We start from the raw sequence: 18,676 nt of genomic DNA, 5'->3' as shown, positions 1-18,676 counted from the left end.
GCATGCACCGCGCCGTGCCCTCCGGCGCCCGCGAGCGGCTGGCCCGCGGCGCCCGGCTGTTCCACCGCCACGGCGCCCGCCGCGTCGGCCCCCTGCTCGCCGAACTGGCCCGCACCGGCCAGCAGCCCACACAGCTCTTCATCACCTGCGCCGACTCCCGCATCGTGCCCAGCCTGATCACCGCCACCGGCCCCGGCGACCTGTTCACCGTCCGCAACGTCGGCAACCTCGTCCCCCGCCACGGCGACGAGCACGACGGCAGCGTCTTCGCCGCCATCGACTTCGCCCTCCAGGTGCTGCAGGTCCGCACCATCACCGTCTGCGGCCACTCCGGCTGCGGCGCCCTGGCCGCCCTCCTGAGCTCCGACGCCCACCCCACGCCCATGCCCCAGCTACGCCGCTGGCTCCGCCACGCCCAGCCCAGCCTCCGCCGCACCGACCCCCGCACCTCGGCGGCCGGCGACCACCTCACCCGCCTCTGCCAGCAGAACGTCATCCAGCAACTGGACCACCTGATGACCTACCCGCCCGTAGCCGACCGCGTCCACGAGGGCCGCCTCGAACTGGTCGGCATGTACTTCGACATAGCCGCCAGCCAGATCCACCTCCTCGACCCCACCCACCACACCTTCACCCCCGTCGACTCCCCGGTCCCCCACTGACCCCCACCCCGCCGCGGCGATCTTGCGTGAACTGTGGGTACGACACGCCCGTTCCGGGCAAATCCCTAACAGTTCGCGCAAGATCGTCGCGATCTTGGGGCGTCAGCCGACGCGCCACTCGGCGGCGGGGACGTGGGTCCAGGGATCGCGGATCCACTCGGCGGTCATGAGCAGGGGCCGGGTGAGCATGACGTCGCCGGCTCGCTGGGCGCGCATGCACAGGCCGAGGTCAGGCGCGCCGGGGTCGCCCTCGGGCTGGTAGCGCAGGTCGAAGCCGTGGATCGTCGTGTACTCGATGAGCCACCGCTCCACGCGCGACGGGGGCTGTCCCACCAGCGGCATGCCGTCCAGCTCGGCCTGCGGGCCGCGGCGGGCGTCGAGCGCGACGCAGGCCAGGCGCGAGCGGTCGAAGTATGCCGTCACGCCCAGCTCGCGGAACTCCACCTCGGCATAGCGGTGGCCGGCGGGGTAGTCCCAGCTCGCGCGAGCGGGCTCGGCGAGCGCCGCGGCGACCTCGTGCCGGTCCATCCCGAACCGCAGCGGCCCGACTCCGTCGAACGGCGTGAACTCCCACCGCGGCCGCTCGTCGTCGGGCTTGACCTCCCATACGCCCACGACACCGCTCCCTTCCGGACGGCCGCGGCGCGACGGCGGCGTGGCCGTCCGGCGCCGCGCCTGCCTTCCCGTCGCGCGGCGCGGTGTGCGTCGCGGGTAGACCGTACCGGGATCTTCAGCGGGTGTGGGACCCGTGCGCGGCGGTCGTCAGGGCCTGCGCGAACGCGGCTGCCGGGGTGCCCGCGGCGTCGGCGGTACGCAGCGCCGCGTACACGTTGCGCATGGGCGGGTCGCGCAGCTCGCGTACGGCGATGTCCGGCCGCAGCGCGGGCACCAGCAGCCCCGGCACGAGCGTGACGCCGAACCCGGCCGCGACGAAGGCCTGCTTGCCCAGCCAGCCGCCGCACTCGATGTCGACCCGCGGGGTGAACCCGGCCCGGCCGCACGCGCTCACCAGCATCGCGGCCGCGCCCGCGTAGTCCTCGACCCACGTCTCATCGGCCAGTTCGGACAGCTCGATCACGTCGCGCCCGGCCAGCCGGTGCCCGCTCGGCAGCGCCGCGAACAGCGGGTCGTCGAGCAGGTGGACGAGGCGTACGCCGTCGTGCGGCGGCAGGCCGGGCGGGTAGTCGGTGACCACGACCAGGTCGAGCTCCCCGTCGATCAGGCGCGGCAGCAGCTGCGGCGTGACGCCGGCGGCGAAGGTGACCCGGGCCCCCGGATGGGCGGCGGTGTACGCGGTCAGCGCGCGCGGCATCAGGTCGGCGGTCACCGTCGGCACCGCCCCGACGCGCAGCCGCGCGGCCTGCCGCCCACCCGCCGCGGCCACCTCCTCGGCGGCCCGCTCCACCCGGGAAAGGATCACCGCGGCGTGCCCGAGCAGGACGTCTCCGGCGGGCGTGGGGCGTACGCCGCGCGCGTGCCGGCGCAGCAGCGGGCTCCGCAACTGCGCCTCCAGCACGGCGATCTGCCGCGACACGGCGGACTGGGTGTAGCCGAGGGCCAGTGCCGCGGCGCTGATCGAGCCCTGCCGGCACACCTCACGGAACGAGCGCAGCGCGGTGAGATCCACGGCGGCCATGCTAGCTGCGGACATGAGTAACACGCATGACCGGCATCGTCATCATGCGCTGGTGCGATGGCTGGGCACCGCGCAGGATGATCTCGGATACCCGAGACAGGAGACACGATGTCGCACGTCGTACGCGTCAGAGCACCCGAAGGCATCGCCGCGGCCGCCGGCTACAGCCACACCGTCTGGGGCACCGGGCGGTTCGTGGCGATCGCCGGGCAGGTCGCGCTGGACGAGCAGGGGCGGCTGGTGGGGCCGGACGACCCGGCGGCGCAGGCCCGGCAGGTGTTCGAGAACCTGCGCCGCTGCCTGGCCGCCGCCGGAGCGACGTTCGCGGACGTGATCAAGCTGACCTACTACGTGGTCGACATCGCGCACCTGCCCGCCGTACGGGCCGCGCGGGACGAGGCCATCGCCGCCGACCAGCTGCCGGCCAGCACCGCGGTGCAGGTGTCGGCGCTGTTCGCGCCCGAGTTCCTGATGGAGATCGAGGCGTGGGCGGTCGTCCCGGAGGACCGGGCGTGAACCGCGTGGCCGTGTGCGGGCTGGGCCGGATGGGCACGGCCATGGCGCAGGCGCTGCTCACCGCCGGATACCCGGTGACCGTGTGGAATCGCGGCCCGCGGGCCGCGGCGGCGCTCGCCGAGCAGGGCGCGACCGTCGCCCCGACGGCCGCCGCCGCGGCCGAGGCGGCCGCGGTGGTGGTGCTGATGCTGTTCGACGGCGCCGCGTGCGAGCAGGTGCTGTCCGGTCCCGACGGTGTGCTGGCCGGCGCCGCGGCCGGCACGCTGATCGTCAACCTGAGCACGATCGGCCCGGAGGAGTCGGCGGCCTTCGCCGACCGGGCACGCGCCGCGGGCCTGCGCTATGTCGAGGCGCCGGTGCTGGGGTCGGTGCCCGCGGTGCGGTCCGGCTCGCTGACCATCCTGGCCGGTGGCCCGGCCGAGGACGTGGCCGCCGCCGGTCCGCTGCTCGCGGTCTGGGGCAGCCCGCGCCACACCGGAGACGTGGGTACGGCGACCGCCCTGAAACTCGTCGCGAACCTCGCCCTCGGTGTCGTCGCGGCGGGCATGCGCGACGCGGTGCGCCTCGGCGAGGACTTCGGCCTGCCACGTGAGCAGGTGCTCGACACGCTCGCGCTGGGGGCGTTCGAGCGCATCGCGGGGCGCAGCCGCGACCGGCTCGTCGCGGACGACTACGACGGCGCCCCGTTCACCCTCGGTGCCCTTGCCAAGGACCTCGATCTGGCCCTTGCCGGGGCACGGCGTCCGCTGCCGGTGGCTGCGGCGGCTCGCGACACGGCCGCCGACGGGGTCGCCCACGGCGACGCCGACCGCGACATAGCCGCCCTCGCCCGCATCACCCCCTGACCGCGCCACCGACCCCGCGTCCCCTCGCGACACCGCCTGCCGCGTCGGGCTCTTCTGAAATCGACGCTGGCCTATCTGGATGACGAATTCGAGATCGAGTTCATCCAGATAGGCCAGCGTCAATGCCAATGCCGGCCGGAAGGGCCACGGCCGTCGCGCGGTCAGGAGGCGGCGCGGGTGTAGGTGAGGTTCAGGACGCCGGTCTTGAAGGTCTCGGACTTGAGCAGGGTCAGCGGGACCGTCTCGCCCTCGTCGAACAGGCGCTCGCCGTGACCGACCCAGATCGGGTGGATCATCAGGTGCAGCTCGTCCAGCAGGCCGGCCCGCAGCAGCGAGCGCACCAGGACCAGGCTGCCGGTGACGCCGATGGTGCCGCCGTCGCGCTCCTTGAGCGCGCGCACCCCGTCGAGGTCGCGCACGACGGTGGTGTTCTGCCAGGTCGGGTTCTCCAGCGTGGTGGAGACGACGACCTTGGGCTGGGCGTTCATCATGGCGGCCATCTCGTCGTCGCTGTCCGGCCAGTACGCCGCGAAGCCCTCGTAGGTGGTACGGCCGAGCAGCGTGGTCTCGGCGTCCGACATGAGCGCGCCGACGGCCTCGCCCATCTCGTCGTTGAAGTACGGGAAGTGCCAGTCCTGGGGCGCCTCGGCGACGCCGTCCAGGGAGACGAAGATACCCGCGACGATCTTGCGCATGATGACCCCTCCGGTCAGGTGTCCCGCGCCGTGCCCCGGTGGCCCGGCGTCGGTCTCACCCGGTCAGACGAGCGTCCCGCCCGGAACTCATCGGTCCCTCGCGAAAAATCTCGACGGTTCGGCGGGGAGGTGACTGAGCAGGCACGATTCGCCGCCGTCGAGCAGCTCGCGGGTGGGCCGATTAGTCCGGGGCGCCCGCGCCGTCTTCACTGTGAGGGGCACCGCGGGTGGGCGCCCGTGAGGGAGGCTGCGGTGGGCGAGCGCGGGCGGGAGTCGTACGCGGTGATGGTCCTGGGCCCGGTGGTGGCCAAGGATGATCTCGCCGCGCTGTGCGCGCGGGTGGACCGGGCCGCACGCGCGGTGCCGGACGGTGCCGTGCTGGTGGTGCTGTGCGACGTCAGCGCGCTGGACCGCCCCGACCTGGTCGCGCTCGACGTGCTCGCCCGGCTGCGCCTGCACACCGTCCGGGCCGGCGGCACGCTGCGGCTGTGGCGGGTCGGCCCGCGGCTGCGGCTGATCCTGGACCTGACCGGCCTGCGTGCGGTGCTGCCGTCGCACCCGGACGGTTCAGCCGACGGGTGTCTGCTCGCGCTGCAGCACGGGTGGCAGCCCGAACAGGGGGAACAGCCGCTCGGTGTCGAGGAAGTTGTTGACCCCGGCGATCCGCCCGGCTGAGATCTCCAGCACGATCAGCGCCCACGGCTCGTGGCGGTCCGGGTCGCCGGTCGGCCGGTACTGCCCGAAGGCGGGCAGGCCGTTGGCTCCGGCGACCGGCACCAGGCGCGAGCCGCGGCAGCCGCCGCCGATGCCGAGCATCCACTCGCGGATGTCGGTGATGCCGCGGAACCACAGGTCCAGCGGCGGCATGGACAGCGTCGCGTCCTCGTGCAGCAGCTTGGCCAGGGCGTCCATATCGTAGCTCTCGAACGCGGCGACATATCGGGTGAGCAGGGCGAGCTGCTCGGCGTCGGTCGGGGCGAGGGTGTCGGCGGCGGCCGGGCCGAGCGCGGTGAGGGTGGCGCGGGCTCGCTGCAGGGCGCTGTTGACCGAGGCCACGGACAGGCCGAGCAGCTCGCCGGTCTCCGCCGCGCTCCAGGCCAGCACCTCGCGCAGCACCAGCACCGCGCGCTGCTTGGGCGGCAGGTGCTGCAGCGCGGCGACGAACGCCAGGCGCACGCTCTCCCGGGCGACGGTCAGCTCGGCCGGGTCCGCGTGCTCGGGCAGCAGCCGGTCGTCGGGCGCGGGGCCGACCCACACCGACTCGGCCAGCGGCACCGGGGCTGAGGTGACCTGCGCGGGCGTGCCGGCGGAGGCGAGATCCATGGGCCGGGCGCGCCGCTGCGCGCTGCCCAGCATGTCCAGGCAGACGTTGGTGGCGATGCGGTAGAGCCAGGAGCGCACCGCGGCACGGCCCTCGAAGCTGTCGTAGCCCTTCCAGGCGCGGATCAGCGTCTCCTGCACGGCGTCCTCGGCCTCGAACGCCGAGCCGAGCATGCGGTAGCAGTACGCGGTCAGTTCGCGCCGGTGGGCTTCGAGCATCTCCTCCACGTTCCGCAACCTACACCGGCCCCCCGACACCGGCCCCCGCGGCGAGCCGCGCCTGCCACTAACGTGTGCGCGTGATCTGGTACGGCACCCCGGCGACGGACTGGGAACGCGAAGCGCTGCCGATCGGCAACGGGGCCATGGGCGCGATGGTGTTCGGCGGCGTCGCGGCCGAGCGGCTGCAGTTCAACGAGAAGACGCTGTGGACCGGCGGGCCGGGCACCGCGGACTACCGGCACGGCGACTGGGCCGCCCCGCGCCCGGACGCGCTGGCGCGGGCACGGGCCCGCGTCGACGCCGCCGGCCGGCTCGACAACGACGAGGCGGTGGCGCTGCTGGGCGAGCCGCGGCGCGGCTTCGGCGCGTACCAGAACTTCGGCGACGTCCACCTGGCACCGCACCACGGCGGGACGGCCACCGGCTACCGCCGTGAACTGGACCTGGCCGACGCGCTGGCGCGGGTCCGCTACGAGGTCGGCGACACGACGTACACCAGGGAGTACTTCGCCAGCCATCCCGCCGGGGTGATCGCCGGGCGGCTGTCGGCGGACCGGCCGGGCCGGGTCTCGGTGACGCTGCGGGTGGCGCCCGCGCAGGCGGGCGCGGCGGTGACCGTCGAGGGCGGACGCGTCACGGTCCGCGGCGCGCTGTCCGACAACGGCCTGCGCTACGAGGCGCAGCTGCGGCTGCTCGCCGACGGCGGCACCGTCACCGGCGACGGCGACCGGATCACCGTCACCGGCGCCGACAGCGTGCGGTTCGTGCTGGCCGCCGGCACCGACTACGCCGACACGTACCCGCACTACCGTGGCGACGACCCCGGACCGCGGGTCACCGCCGCGGTCGACACCGCCGCGGTGCGGGACTTCGCGGACCTGCGGGCCGAGCACATCGCCGACCACCGGCGGCTGTTCGACCGGTGCCGCCTCGACCTGGGCGGCGTGCCGCGCGACGTGCCCACCGACGTGCTGCTCGACCGGGGCGGCCCGGGGCCGGCCGAGCTGCTGTTCGGGTACGGCCGCTACCTGCTGATCGCCTCGTCGCGGCCCGGCTCGCTGCCGGCCAACCTGCAGGGCGTCTGGAACAGCTCGAACACGCCGCCGTGGTGCGGCGACTACCACGTCAACATCAACCTGCAGATGAACTACTGGCTCGCCGAGACCACCAACCTCGCCGAGACGGCACTGCCGCTGTTCGACTTCATCGACGCGCTGCGCCCGCCGGGCCGGGTCACCGCGCGCACCATGTTCGGCAGCGCCGGGTGGGTGGTGCACAACGAGACCACGCCGTTCGGCTTCACCGGCGTGCACGACTGGCCGACGGCGTTCTGGTTCCCCGAGGGCGCGGCGTGGCTGGCCCAGCATCTCTACGAGCACTACCTGTTCGGTCTGGACCGCGCCTTCCTGCGCGACCGGGCGTATCCGGTCATGCGGGAGGCGGCCGAGTTCTGGCTGGCCAACCTGCACACCGACCCGTCCGACGGCACGCTGGTCGCCTCGCCGAGCTTCTCGCCCGAGCACGGCGAGCACGTGGCCGGCGCGGCGATGTCGCAGCAGATCATCGGCGACCTGCTGACGAACACGCTGGAGGCGGCGCGGGAGCTGGACGTCGACGCGCAGCTGCGCGAGCGGCTGGCGGACACGCTGGCCCGGCTCGACCCGGGACTGCGGATCGGATCCTGGGGGCAGTTGCAGGAGTGGAAGGCCGACCTGGACGATCCGGCCGACGCGCACCGGCACGTGTCGCACCTGTTCGCCCTGCACCCGGGGCGGCGCATCGGCCGGATCGGGGAGTACGGCGCCGACGTCGGGCTGGTCGACGCGGCGCGGGTGTCGCTGGCGGCGCGTGGTGACGGCGGCACGGGATGGAGCAAGGCTTGGAAGATCAGCTTCTGGGCCCGGCTGGGCGACGGCGACCGCGCCCACCGGCTGCTGACCGAGCAGCTGCGGCACAGCACGCTGCCGAACCTTTTCTGCGACCATCCGCCGTTCCAGATCGACGGCAACTTCGGCGCCGTCGCGGGCATCGCGGAGATGCTGCTGCAGAGCCACCGGTTCGGCTTCCTCGACGTGCTGCCCGCACTGCCCGCGGCGTGGCCGGACGGCGCGGTGACCGGCTTGCGTGCCCGCGGCGACGTCCTCGTCGACCTCACCTGGCGCGACGGTCGGGCCACCGAGCTGGTGCTCACCGCCGGACGCGGCGACATGATCACCGTACGCAGCACGCTCGTGCAGTCCCCGGATGTCACCGACCTCACCACGGGCGCGCTGGTGTCCGGCCGCCGCGACTTCGACCAGGTCTCGTTCCCCACCGAACCCGGCCACCGCTACCGCTTCACCGCCGACCAGGCCTGATCCCGCCGCTGACCCGCCGACCCGCCGCCGACCCGCCGCCGACCCGCCGCCGGGGTAGGGCCGGGCCGGGCCATGATCGCTGTTTCAGGTCAAAAGCTGAGGCCGGAGTGCAGGTTCTGACCCGAATCCGCGATCTTCGCGCGACGGGCGGCGGCGATCCTGCAGCGCCGGTCCTTGTGTACGGTCGGCGGCGTGGCGGCGTCGGATGACTGGAGGTCCGGCGACGTATCCTTCGGAGCGATGGACAGCCGTGAGATCTGCACCGACCGACGCCTCGCCGACTTCCTGGTCGCATACCTGGGCGCCTGGCCCGACGGGGAGGGCCTGACCGTCGTCGGCAGCCCGGAGCGCACCCGCCCCGGCTGGGACGGCACGGTGCGCGACGTGGTCGGGGTGGCGACGCCCCGCGGCGGGGTGCTGTCGGTGCCACCGGCGCTCGCCGACGCGGTACGCGCCGAGGTGCACGGCTGGGACGAGGTGCCCGCGAAGCTGCCCAACCTGCTGGGCCGCCCCGGCGCACCGGTGTTCTCCGGGGTGTTCCGCTGGACCATGGAGCCGGCCGACCTGCCGGACGCGGGGGAGTGGGTGCCCGCCCTGGATCCGCGCGTGCCCCCGTGGCTGCATCCGTTCGGCGGCGACGTGCTGATCGCGTTCGACGAGGACGGGCGGTACGCCGCAGGCGTGGGCATCAAGCGGCACAACAGCGCGGGCCTGGAGATCTCGGTCGGCACCGAGGAGGCGCACCGCGGCAAGGGCCTGGCCACGGCGCTGGTCGCCCAGGCGGCACGCTGGATCGTGGCGTCCGGCACGGTGCCGATCTACCTGCACGACCCGGCGAACATCGCCTCCGACCGCACCGCCCGCAGCGCCGGCTTCCCCGACCTCGGCTGGCGCATCATCGGCGTCGGCACACCCCGCTGACTTCCCGCAGACGTCCTCGCTGACCTACTGTCGGCGCACCTCGCCGACCTGCCGTCCACCACGGGGACCTGCTGTCGGCGCACCTCGCCGACCTGCCGTCCACCACGCGGACCTGCTGTCGGCGCACCTCTCCGGCCTACCGTCGGCATACCACGCTGACCTGCGGTCGGCACTCCAACCAGCGGGAGATCGGCGCACCCGCTGACCTGCCAGCGACGCATCCGCTTACCTGCCGTCGGTGGTGGTCCGCTGTCCGGATTTGTCCGGAAGCCGGAGCCGATGCCCCTCCCGCGGGCGCGGGTCCGCTGTGATCGAGTCCGTCCCGGCACCCGGCAGCGGAGGAAGCGCGCATGACCGTCCACGGTGAACTCGTCCTCGTCCGGCACGGTGAGGCCGTCTGCAACGTCACCGGCGTGGCCGGCGGCGACCTCGGCTGCACCGGGCTGACCGAGCTCGGCCGACGGCAGGCGGACCGGGTCGCGGAGCGCCTGGCTCGCGAGCACGGCGAGCGCCCGTACGACGTGCTCTACATGAGTCCGCGCCGCCGGGCGGCGGAGACCGCCGCGCCGATCGCGGCGCGGCTCGGGCTGCCCCCGATCACCGAGGCGGGCCTGCGCAACCCGGACCACGGCACCGCCGACGGCCTGCCCTGGGCCGAGGCCCGCGCTGGGCTGGCGGGCTCGGCCCGCCACCACCCGGACCGGGTGCCCGCCGCCGGAGCTGAGACCTGGAACGGCTATCTCGCCCGGTCGGCCGTGACGCTGCGTTCGATCATCGAGCGCCATCCGAACCGGCGGATCCTCGTCGTCGGCCATCGCGAGACGGTCGAGACGGCGCAGCTCGCGATGGTGTGTCCGGGGCCGCCGGCGGGGCGGCCGGTCGGTGTCGTCGCCGACCACACGGCGGTGACGCGGTGGCGGCACGAGACCGACCGGCATGGCTACGCCACCTGGCTGCTGGCGGTGCACAACGACGTCGGACATCTGACGCCCTGACCGCGCCGGCCGCGTGCCGGCCGCTCAGAGGCCGTGGCGGCGGTCACCGGTGACCAGCTCGCACACCGCGGCCTCGGACGTGGCCGAGAACGGCTCCCGGTGCGCGGCCACCGCCAGGCGGGTCTCCTCGGCGACCAGGTCGGCGTTGATCATCGCGGCCGCCGTGGCGCCCGCCGCCGCGGCGGTGCCGACCTGGGCGGACAGATCGGTGGCGTTGCCCGCGACCCATACCCCGGGCACCTCGGTGCGGCCGGTCGGATCGGCGGGGAGGTGCTCGCCCATGCCCGACGGGTGCGCCACGGGCAGCAGTCCGAGCCCGGCCAGGAAGCCCGCCCGTGCCGTCATCCGGGTCGCCACGGCCAGCACCTCGCGCGCGACCAGGGTGCCGTCGGCGAGCCGTACCCCGGCCACCCGGTCCCCGGTGATCGCCACGGACGCGACCTCGCCGCGCACCACGCGCACGCCGCGGGCGGCGAGCTGCTCGGCCTGCTCGTCGGTGGGCGGCGGCTGGGTGTGCGCCAGGTACGTCACGTCGTCGCTCCACTGCCGGAACAGCAGCGCCTGGTGCACCGACATCGGGCCGGTGGCCAGCACGCCGATCGCCCGGTCGCGCACCTCCCAGCCGTGGCAGTAGGGGCAGTGCACCACGTCGCGGCCCCAGCGCTCGCGCAGTCCGGGCAGGTCGGGCAGCTCGTCGACCAGCCCGGTGGCGACCAGCAGCCGCCGGGCGCGGACCGGCCGCCCGTCGCCCAGGGTGACGGCGAATCCGTCGCCGGCGCGGGTGACCGTGTCGACGGTGCCGGTCACCACCCGGCCGCCGTACTGCCGGACCTCGGCCCGGCCGCGTTCCAGCAGCTCGGCGGGCGGCATGCCGTCGCGGGCGAGCAGCCCGTGCACGCCGTCGGCCGGTGCGTTGCGCGGCGCGCCGGCGTCGATCACCACCACCGACCGGCGTGCCCGCGCCAGCATCAGGGCCCCGCTCAACCCGGCGGCGCCGCCCCCGACCACCACCACGTCGTATCCGTCTGTCAGCTGCTCGGTCACCGTGACCACCTCCACGGCAACCATGCCGACCAGGTGCGCAAGGTGGCAAGCTTCGTTGCCGTTATGGCAAACTGGCGGCATGGCCGACGACGAACTCGATCAGACGCTCGGCGGGGTCGGCGCCCGGCTGCGCGCCCTGCGCCAGCAGCGCGAGACCACCCTGGCGGAGCTGTCGGCGACCACCGGGATCTCGGTGAGCACGCTGTCCCGCCTGGAGTCGGGCAGCCGGCGGCCGACCCTGGAGCTGCTGCTGCCGCTGGCCCGCGCGCACGGGGTCACGCTCGACGAGCTCGTGGACGCCCCGCCGACCGGCGACCCGCGCGTGCACCTGCGCCCCTTCTCCCATCACGGGATGACCATGCTGCCGCTGACGCGGCGGGCGGGCGGCATCCAGGCATACAAGATAGTCATTCCCGCCGGGAAGGGCCGCCGGGAGCCGGAGCCCAAGACCCACGAGGGTTACGAGTGGCTCTACGTGCTCAACGGCCGCCTGCGGGTCGTCCTCGGCGAGCACGACCTGGTGCTGGCGCCGGGCGAGGCGGCCGAGTTCGACACCCGGGTGCCGCACTGGTTCGGCGGGGCCGACGGCGAGCCGGTCGAGTTCCTCAGCCTGTTCGGCCGGCAGGGTGAGCGCGCGCACCTGCGGGCCCGTCCGAGCACACCCGGCGACCGCCGGGACGACACGCTGTGATCTGTTGCACTCGTCGTTGAACCGGCGATCAGGTTGCGGCAATGTCAGGCGCACGAAAGTTGGCACCTTGCGTACTCCGGGGTCGGTGGAACTCCGAACCGGCGGTCACAGCCCGCGAACCCTGCCTCGCTGAGTCAGGGCCGATCCGGTGGAACTCCGGAGCCGACGGTCACAGTCCGGATGAGAGGTAGTACGCGGCAGGCGCCCGGTCGCGCGTGCCCTCGGCACGCGTGCCGGTGCCTGCTACCCGGATCTGCAGGCGCGCCCGCGCGGAGGCGATCCGGTGTCGCCCCCCGCGCGGTCGCGTTGACGGATCAGCCGGTGCGCCGTGCGCGCCGGCTGCGCACGTCATGCCTCTTCGGCCCGCGGCAGGAAGCCCTCCTGCCCTGACGCCAAGGAGCGAACATGGCACAGGCAACCATCAGCGCCACGGACACGTCCCAGGCGGTCGAGCGCGCGCTCGACACGTTCCGCCGGGGCGGATTCGTGGTCGTCTTCGACAGCGAGTCCCGCGAGAACGAGGGCGACCTCATGATCGCCGCGGAGCACGTGGACAAGCGGGCCATGCGGTTCCTGCTCGACCACACCTGCGGCGTCGTCTGCGTCGCGCTGTCGCCCGAGCTCACCGCACGGCTGGAGCTCGACCAGATGGTCGAGCCGAACACGGGCCTGCACGACACGGCCTTCACCGTCTCGGTCGACCTGATCGAGGGCTGTACGACCGGCATCTCGGTGCACGACCGGTCGCTGACCATCCGGTCGCTGGCCGCGCCGACCACCCGCCCCGCGGACCTGGCCCGGCCCGGGCACGTCTTCCCGATCCGCGCGGCGCGCGGCGGCGTGCTGGCCCGCGACGGCCACACCGAGGCCGGGGTGGACCTGTCGCTGCTGACGGGCCTGTCCGGGGCGACCGCCATCTGCGAGGTGGTCAAGCCGGACTGGAGCATGGCCCGGCTGGACGACCTGGTAGCCCTGAGCGAGCGGTACGACCTGCCCATGATCTCGGTGCAGGACCTGATCGACCACCGCCGCGCCCTCGGCGCCGACGACCCGCTGGCCGCCTGCGGCTAGCTCCGTCGACCATGAGCAAGGCCCCGCGCACGCTGTTCCGGCAGCGTGCACGGGGCCCTGCTCGCGACCGTGCGGTCGCGTCGGCGCGATCGTGGCGGCGGCGTCGCGACCGGACTGTCAGAGGCGGGTGATGCGGACCGCGTCGGCGATGACGTAGCCGGTGCCGCTGGTCCACCGGCTCACGCCGACCTTGTCGCCGTCCCCGGCGGCCAGCGTGAACACGCCCAGCGACACCCACTGCCCGCCGTTGACGCGCTGGTTGACCTGCACCGACTGGTTGCCGCCGGCGGCGGCCACGATGAACGGCGTCATGTTGTTGTAGCCGGGGTCGGCCGGATACCAGACCGAGACCTCGTAGGTGTCGGTCGCCGGGATGTTCGCCTTGAACCAGGCGACGTCGCTGGACGACACCGGGTTGGCGAAGCGGTAGTCCGCGCCGAAGCGCTGCGCGGAGAAGGTCGAGCTGCCCCAGTTGGCGCTCGCCGTGAACCGGCCCGAGGTGGCGTTGTCGACCGTGACCGTCCACTCCTCCGACGGCGGGGTCTGCACGGTGGAGACGTCGAGGTAGTTGCGGTCGATGTGCATGGTGACCCCGCCCCAGGTCTCGTTCACGTCCCCGGCGTACTGGTGCAGCCGCTGGTGGTTCGCCCAGTACGCGTCGGCGCAGTAGCTGCCCGCGTCGGTGTCGGCCACGCCGTTCCACCAGGCGATCCACAGCTGGTCGATCCTGGTGTACGCGGGGTTGTCGTGCTCGGCGCAGACGTCCCGGATGCCGGACGAGCCGCTGGAGTACATCCCGGACAGGTAGCCGCGGGCGTGCAGCTGCTCGGTCCAGCCGGACAGGAACGACAGCACCGCCGCGCGGCACGACGCCGTGGTCGGGTAGTGCTCGATGTCGTTGTAGATGGTGCTGCCCGCGCCGATGCCCAGCGCCTGCGCGGCGCTGACCGCGCTGTTGGCGGCGGTGACGCCCTGCGAGCGGGCGGTGGTCGTGTTAGCGGACATCTACGGCGTACGCGTGCCGCACGGCGCCTGGTAGCCCAGCTCGATCGGGATGAGCCGCCAGCCGTTGGCGGTCTGGTTGGTCACCCAGCTCGCGGTCAGGTTCGGCTGGGCGCAGGAACGGCTCGCGCCGCTGATGTAGATGCCGACCGCGCGGTACGGCGAGCTGTTGCGCCAGGCGTTCATCGCCGACTGGGCCGGTGCCGTGCAGGTGTCGAAGCCCTTGCCGGTGTAGGTGCCGGGCTGCGGCCCGGTCGCGGCCAGCGGGGTGACGGCGGCCGCCGCGAGCGGGTGCGGCGCGGCGGGCACCGCGTCGCGGGTGAGCGCGGCCGAGCCGAGCACCCGGCGGACGGCGGCCTCGGTCTGCGGCGTGTGCACTGCGGTGACCAGCACGCCCGCGCCGCGTACCGCGACGGCGACCGTGTCGGCGCCGGCCGGGACGGCGGCCCTCGCGCCGGCGGCGGGGGTGGCCGCGGCGGCACGCTCGGCGTTGGCCGCGCTGAACGGTTCGATGATCAGCCCGGCGGTGCGGCCGCGCAGGCCGGCCGGGCAGGCGGACTGGTCGCCGATGCGCCCGGTGTAGACGGTGGGCGTGTCGAAGCGGACGCAGGCGGAGGGGTCGGCGTCGAGGCTGACGACGGCCCAGTCGGCGGGCACGGAGACCCGGTAGCCCTGGTAGGTGACGGTGCGGGTGGCGTCGGCGGTGGTGGCCGCGGCGGCGGGCGCGGCGGCGATCGCGAGGGTCGCCGCGGCGGTGAGTCCCGCCATCCGCGCAAGGATCCTGCTCATCCGGACTCCCTGAAGGTTTTCTTGCTCCGGTGGGAGAAAGTTGGAAGGTTTTTACCACACATCGACGGAAGTGGGTAGCGACCGCCGTCGCTGGAGCCGTGCGCGATGAAGATCGCTGTTCGATGTCGGAAGGTGCGGGCGCACCACGCTTTCCGACACCGAACAGCGATCTTGTTACAGCCCCGCGAGGCCCGTCGACATCGGTGCGCGCGGCTGCCCCGCAGGCGTCCGGAGCGACGTCAGCCGCGCCGGGCGGTCACCAGGAAGCGGTGGCAGGTGACGGGCAGCGGGGTGCCCGCCGACAGGCGGGTGTGCAGGTCGCGCAGGCGCGGTCCGTAGCCGTCGACGTCGAAGCCCGGGATCTGCCACGGGGTGATCCGCAGCAGCAGCACCACCGCGCCGATGTCGTGCAGGGCGGCCGGGACCAGCTCCTCGTGCGCGTCGAGGACGATCAACCCGGCCTGCTCGACGCCGCGCACGGCGGTGTCGAGGTCCCAGTCCCGATAGGCGTGCGGCGGGCCGCCGAGCGCGGCGTTGAGCTGTTCGAGGTCGCGGCCGCCGACCTGCTGCGTGACGAACGTGCCGCCGGGCCGCAGCACGCGGTGCACCTCGGCCGGGACATACGCCTCGTGCCTGCTCAGCACGAGATCGAAGCTCGCGTCGGGCAGCGGCAGCCGGGCGGGGTCGCCGGAGGTGTCGTGCACGGTCACGCCGAGCGGGGCGAGCCGCCGCCGCGCCACGCCGACGTTGGGCGGGTAGGCCTCGGTGGCGGCGGTGACCGGCGGCAGCGGCGCCAGCGAGGCCAGCAGCTCGCCGCCGCCGGTGCCCAGGTCCAGCAGCGAGCCGGCGGCGCGCAGCCGCTCGCGCACCAGCTCGCGGTAGTCCCACGACGGCGAGCCCTGTGTGTACCGTCCACGGAAGACGCCGAAGTCCCAGCCCTCGAAGGGCGTGTGCAGCGCGTCGCCGACCAGCTGTGCATAGGTCATGTGGGCGGAGCCTAGGCGGGCGTCGGTCGTCTCGCGCGTCAATAAGGGCGCCTTCAGGTGGGCATGGCGTCAGGAAGGCCGCCCGCCCGGCCCGGTGCGGCGACCCGTCCGTGGGGATCGGATGAATGAGAAAGTGATCAACGTGGATGGCGGATACGCTCGCGGTACGCCGCCCGCGGGGGTCGGCGCCGGGGAGGGAGCCGCCCGTGTCCGCGTCGTCCGAAGCCGCCGGAACAGCCGCCCCGATCACCGCGACGGACCCCGCCCGTGCCGCGTCCGTGCTGCCCGAGCTGCGGGTGATGTGGTGGGAGGAGGGCGTGCGCGCCCGCGCCGAGGCCGGGCTGCGCGCGGTGGCGCAGGCACTGCCGCGGCTGGTGGGCACCGCGTTCCGGATCGCGTGGCAGGCCGACCGCACCCGCACCGCGATCGTGCTGACCTGCACGCTGGTCGCCGGGGCCATGTCGACCGCGGGCCTGCTGGCGACCCAGCAGGTGCTGGTGGGCCTGTTCACGGCCGGGCCGACGCCCGACCGGGTCGGCGCGGCGCTGCCCGCGCTGCTGCTGCTCGCGGGCGCGGCGGCGGTCCGCGCGGGCATGGGCATCGCCACCGGGTACGCCCTCAACGGCCTGACCCCGCGGGTGGACCGGGCGGTGCAGCGGCGGCTGTACGAGGCGACGACGGCGGTGCGGCTGGACGCGTTCGACGAGGACGCGTTCGCCGACGACATGGAGCGCGCCGGGCGCGGCATGGACTCGGTGATCGGCCTGGTCAACGCGATGATGGCGCTGGCCGCCGGGGCGATCGGGGTGCTGTCGGTCGCGGTCGCGCTGGTGGTGGTGCACCCGCTGCTGCTCGGCGCGATGCTGCTGGCGACCCTGCCCAACGCCTGGGCCGCGCTGCGCGCCGGGCACCTGGAGTACCAGACGTACGTGGCGGGCTCGGTGCGCCGGCGCCGGATGTGGATCCTGAACCGGCTGATGGCCGACCGGCTGACCGCCGCTGAGCTGCGCGCGTACGGGCTGCGCGGGTTCCTGCTGGGCCAGTTCGACACGGTGATGGAGACCGAGACCCGCATCCAGCTGGACCTGGCGCGCCGGGTCACCACCACCAACGCGCTCGGCGCGGTGACCGGCGGCCTCGCGGCCGGCGCCGTGTACGCGCTGCTCGGCTGGCTGCTGCTGGACGGGGCGATCCCGCTGGCGGCCGCGGCGACCGCGGTGATCGCGCTGCAGGCGGCGCGGCACTCGCTGGCGACGGTGACCTTCCAGGTCGACACGCTCTACACGGAGGGCCGGCACTTCGACGACTACACCGGGTTCATGGAGCGGGCGCGGGCGCACATGCCCGCGGGCGACGGCCGCGCCGCCGTCGCCGAGCTGCGCGAGCTGCGGGTCGACGAGGTCCGGCTGACCTATCCCGACCGCGACCGGCCCGCCCTGGACGGGGTGAGCATGACCGTCCGCGCCGGGCAGACGGTCGCGTTCGTGGGGGAGAACGGCTCGGGCAAGACCACCCTCGCCGCGGTGATCGCGGCCCTGCGCAGCCCCTCGTCGGGCAGCGTGAGCTGGAACGGGGTGCCGCTGCCGGAGCTGGACGCGGCGCGGCTGCGCGCCCGGATCGCGGTGGTGTCGCAGGACTACTGGAAGTGGCCGTTCAGCGCGGGGGTGAACATCCGGCTCGGCGACGCGGACACCCCGGCCGACCAGGAGCGCGTGGAGGAGGCGGCCCGCCGGGCGGTGGCCCACGACATGATCATGCAGTTGCCGTTCGGGTACGACACGCTGCTCGACCGGACCTTCGCCGACGGGCAGGACCTGTCCGGCGGGCAGTGGCAGCGCATCAGCGCGGCGCGGGGCTTCCTGCGCGAGGCCGACCTGCTCATCATGGACGAGCCGTCCTCCGCGCTCGACCCGCGCGCCGAGGACGCCCTGTTCCAGGCCATCCGCGACCGGCAGGGACACCGGACCACGATCCTGATCACCCACCGGCTCGCCAACGTGCGCCACGCCGACGTCATCTTCGTGCTGCACGAGGGCCGCCTGACCGAGTCGGGGCGGCACGCCGAGCTGATGGCGGCGGGCGGCCGCTACGCGGAGCTGTTCACGCTCCAGGCGCAGGGCTACCTCGACGCTGCCTGATCGCCCATATCATGACAAGGTGGGCGAGCTGCCGGAGGAGACCGTGCGTGAGCTGTACACGGCGCTGCCCGAGCAGTTCACGGCGGCCCGCGACGCGGCGGCCGCCGCCGCGAAGGCGGCCGGGCACGCCGCCCAGGCGACGGCCGTCCGGAAGCTGCGCCGGCCGACCGTGGCGGCGTGGATGGTGAACCTGCTGGCCCACCGCGCGCCCGCGCGCGTCGCGGAGCTGGCTGAGCTGGCCGACTCGCTGCGGATCGCGCAGCGGGCCCTGCGCGGCGACGAGCTGCGGGCGCTGACGGTACGCCGCCGCGAGCTGCTGTCGGCGCTCGCCGACGAGGCCGAGCGCCTCGCCCTGGACGCCCAGCCGGGGTCGAGCCCCGCGAAGCTGCCGCGCGCCGAGGTCGAGCAGACGCTCGCCGCGGCGCTGGCCGACGAGGACGTCGCGGCGCAGGTGCGGACGGGGACGGTGACCAAGGCCGTGTCGTACACCGGCTTCGGCGCCCTGCTGCCCGGTGGCGCCGATGGCGCCGACCTGCCCGACGAACCCCAGCCTGCCGGGGCGCGGCCGGATGCGCCCGGCGGGGTCGAAGCCCGCGCCGGGCGCACCGCCGCGACCGGGACCAAGGTGAGGGAGGGCCGGCCGGCGCGGGCGCAACGAACGAGCCGGACGCGGACCGAGGTCGAGACCGGGCGGGGGCCCGCAGCCCTTCGGGTTCATAGCTCATCTGGTAGAGCGCCGCTCTTGCAAAGCGGAGGTGGCCGGTTCGAGTCCGGCTGGATCCACCG

Annotated in this window: 17 protein-coding genes, 1 tRNA gene, 1 pseudogene and 1 riboswitch; of the genes and pseudogenes, 11 read left to right on the top strand and 8 right to left on the bottom strand. The window is 74.2% G+C overall.

All coding sequences use genetic code 11. The features are described from left to right. Positions 1-662, top strand: a 662-nt coding sequence (locus AB0J67_RS31325) for a carbonic anhydrase (protein ID WP_363487599.1), incomplete at its 5' end; no start/stop codon positions are given. A 102-nt stretch (positions 663-764) separates the two neighbouring features. On the opposite strand, the gene AB0J67_RS31320 is transcribed toward AB0J67_RS31325, so the two are convergent. Together AB0J67_RS31320 and AB0J67_RS31315 are read right to left on the bottom strand one after the other, a co-directional pair. After that, positions 765-1,277: a hypothetical protein gene (locus AB0J67_RS31320; RefSeq protein ID WP_363487597.1), complete on the bottom strand. Its 513-nt coding sequence runs from the start codon at positions 1,275-1,277 to the stop codon at positions 765-767. A 115-nt stretch (positions 1,278-1,392) separates the two neighbouring features. Next, positions 1,393-2,289 carry a LysR family transcriptional regulator gene (locus AB0J67_RS31315; protein ID WP_363487595.1) on the bottom strand — a complete coding sequence of 299 codons (897 nt, stop codon included), beginning with the start codon at positions 2,287-2,289 and terminating at the stop codon, positions 1,393-1,395. Positions 2,290-2,406: 117 nt separating this feature from the next. Here AB0J67_RS31315 and AB0J67_RS31310 point away from each other — a divergent pair, with 117 nt between their 5' ends. Both AB0J67_RS31310 and AB0J67_RS31305 read left to right on the top strand, forming a co-directional pair. Continuing rightward, on the top strand, positions 2,407-2,814 hold the full coding sequence (locus AB0J67_RS31310; RefSeq protein ID WP_363487593.1) for a RidA family protein: 408 nt from the start codon (positions 2,407-2,409) through the stop codon (positions 2,812-2,814). After that, positions 2,811-3,659 carry an NAD(P)-dependent oxidoreductase gene (locus AB0J67_RS31305; protein WP_363487591.1) on the top strand — a complete coding sequence of 283 codons (849 nt, stop codon included), beginning with the start codon at positions 2,811-2,813 and terminating at the stop codon, positions 3,657-3,659. Before AB0J67_RS31310 ends, AB0J67_RS31305 begins: the two co-directional genes overlap by 4 nt. A gap of 161 nt (positions 3,660-3,820) precedes the next feature. Here the strand turns inward: AB0J67_RS31305 and AB0J67_RS31300 are convergent, their stop codons facing one another. Then, positions 3,821-4,354, bottom strand: coding sequence for a dihydrofolate reductase family protein (locus tag AB0J67_RS31300; RefSeq protein ID WP_363487589.1), 534 nt, complete (start codon positions 4,352-4,354; stop codon positions 3,821-3,823). Between the two features lie 237 nt (positions 4,355-4,591). On the opposite strand from AB0J67_RS31300, the gene AB0J67_RS31295 reads away from it, so the two are divergent. Then, positions 4,592-5,029 carry an STAS domain-containing protein gene (locus AB0J67_RS31295; protein ID WP_363487587.1) on the top strand — a complete coding sequence of 146 codons (438 nt, stop codon included), beginning with the start codon at positions 4,592-4,594 and terminating at the stop codon, positions 5,027-5,029. On the opposite strand, the gene AB0J67_RS31290 is transcribed toward AB0J67_RS31295, so the two are convergent. Beyond that, positions 4,922-5,893: a sigma-70 family RNA polymerase sigma factor gene (locus AB0J67_RS31290; RefSeq protein ID WP_363487603.1), complete on the bottom strand. Its 972-nt coding sequence runs from the start codon at positions 5,891-5,893 to the stop codon at positions 4,922-4,924. The genes AB0J67_RS31295 and AB0J67_RS31290 overlap by 108 nt on opposite strands. 80 nt (positions 5,894-5,973) lie before the next feature. On the opposite strand from AB0J67_RS31290, the gene AB0J67_RS31285 reads away from it, so the two are divergent. The 3 genes from AB0J67_RS31285 (at position 5,974) to AB0J67_RS31275 (ending at position 10,169) form a co-directional block, all read left to right on the top strand. After that, positions 5,974-8,253: a glycoside hydrolase family 95 protein gene (locus tag AB0J67_RS31285; RefSeq protein WP_363487585.1), complete on the top strand. Its 2,280-nt coding sequence runs from the start codon at positions 5,974-5,976 to the stop codon at positions 8,251-8,253. A gap of 240 nt (positions 8,254-8,493) precedes the next feature. Next, positions 8,494-9,174 (top strand): GNAT family N-acetyltransferase, encoded by a 681-nt coding sequence (locus AB0J67_RS31280; RefSeq protein ID WP_363487583.1) that lies wholly within the window; start codon positions 8,494-8,496, stop codon positions 9,172-9,174. A 350-nt stretch (positions 9,175-9,524) separates the two neighbouring features. Beyond that, positions 9,525-10,169: a histidine phosphatase family protein gene (locus AB0J67_RS31275; RefSeq protein ID WP_363487581.1), complete on the top strand. Its 645-nt coding sequence runs from the start codon at positions 9,525-9,527 to the stop codon at positions 10,167-10,169. Between the two features lie 24 nt (positions 10,170-10,193). On the opposite strand, the gene AB0J67_RS31270 is transcribed toward AB0J67_RS31275, so the two are convergent. Beyond that, on the bottom strand, positions 10,194-11,213 hold the full coding sequence (locus tag AB0J67_RS31270; protein ID WP_363487579.1) for an NAD(P)/FAD-dependent oxidoreductase: 1,020 nt from the start codon (positions 11,211-11,213) through the stop codon (positions 10,194-10,196). A 79-nt stretch (positions 11,214-11,292) separates the two neighbouring features. On the opposite strand from AB0J67_RS31270, the gene AB0J67_RS31265 reads away from it, so the two are divergent. After that, positions 11,293-11,904: an XRE family transcriptional regulator gene (locus AB0J67_RS31265; RefSeq protein WP_363487577.1), complete on the top strand. Its 612-nt coding sequence runs from the start codon at positions 11,293-11,295 to the stop codon at positions 11,902-11,904. A gap of 67 nt (positions 11,905-11,971) precedes the next feature. Next, a riboswitch (FMN riboswitch) is annotated at positions 11,972-12,102 on the top strand. 207 nt (positions 12,103-12,309) lie between these two features. Then, positions 12,310-12,975, top strand: coding sequence for a 3,4-dihydroxy-2-butanone-4-phosphate synthase (ribB, locus tag AB0J67_RS31260; protein WP_363487575.1), 666 nt, complete (start codon positions 12,310-12,312; stop codon positions 12,973-12,975). Positions 12,976-13,092: 117 nt separating this feature from the next. On the opposite strand, the pseudogene AB0J67_RS31255 reads toward ribB, so the two are convergent. Together AB0J67_RS31255 and AB0J67_RS31250 are read right to left on the bottom strand one after the other, a co-directional pair. After that, a pseudogene (locus AB0J67_RS31255) lies at positions 13,093-14,745 on the bottom strand (glycoside hydrolase domain-containing protein). Positions 14,746-15,005: 260 nt separating this feature from the next. Further along, positions 15,006-15,752, bottom strand: a complete 747-nt coding sequence (locus AB0J67_RS31250) for a class I SAM-dependent methyltransferase (protein ID WP_363487573.1) — start codon at positions 15,750-15,752, stop codon at positions 15,006-15,008. Positions 15,753-16,051: 299 nt separating this feature from the next. Between AB0J67_RS31250 and AB0J67_RS31245 the strand changes: the two genes are divergently transcribed. Then, positions 16,052-17,890: an ABC transporter ATP-binding protein gene (locus AB0J67_RS31245; RefSeq protein ID WP_363487601.1), complete on the top strand. Its 1,839-nt coding sequence runs from the start codon at positions 16,052-16,054 to the stop codon at positions 17,888-17,890. Between the two features lie 9 nt (positions 17,891-17,899). On the opposite strand, the gene AB0J67_RS31240 is transcribed toward AB0J67_RS31245, so the two are convergent. Then, positions 17,900-18,364 carry a hypothetical protein gene (locus AB0J67_RS31240; RefSeq protein ID WP_363487571.1) on the bottom strand — a complete coding sequence of 155 codons (465 nt, stop codon included), beginning with the start codon at positions 18,362-18,364 and terminating at the stop codon, positions 17,900-17,902. 236 nt (positions 18,365-18,600) lie between these two features. Here AB0J67_RS31240 and AB0J67_RS31235 point away from each other — a divergent pair. After that, positions 18,601-18,673: transfer RNA gene (locus tag AB0J67_RS31235), tRNA-Ala, on the top strand. Positions 18,674-18,676 lie beyond the last annotated feature (3 nt).

The sequence above is a fragment of the Catellatospora sp. NPDC049609 genome, from assembly GCF_040675365.1.
Taxonomy (GTDB): domain Bacteria; phylum Actinomycetota; class Actinomycetes; order Mycobacteriales; family Micromonosporaceae; genus Catellatospora.
The sequence above is the reverse complement of the archived record's forward strand: the minus strand, read 5'-3'. Positions and strand labels throughout refer to the sequence as shown.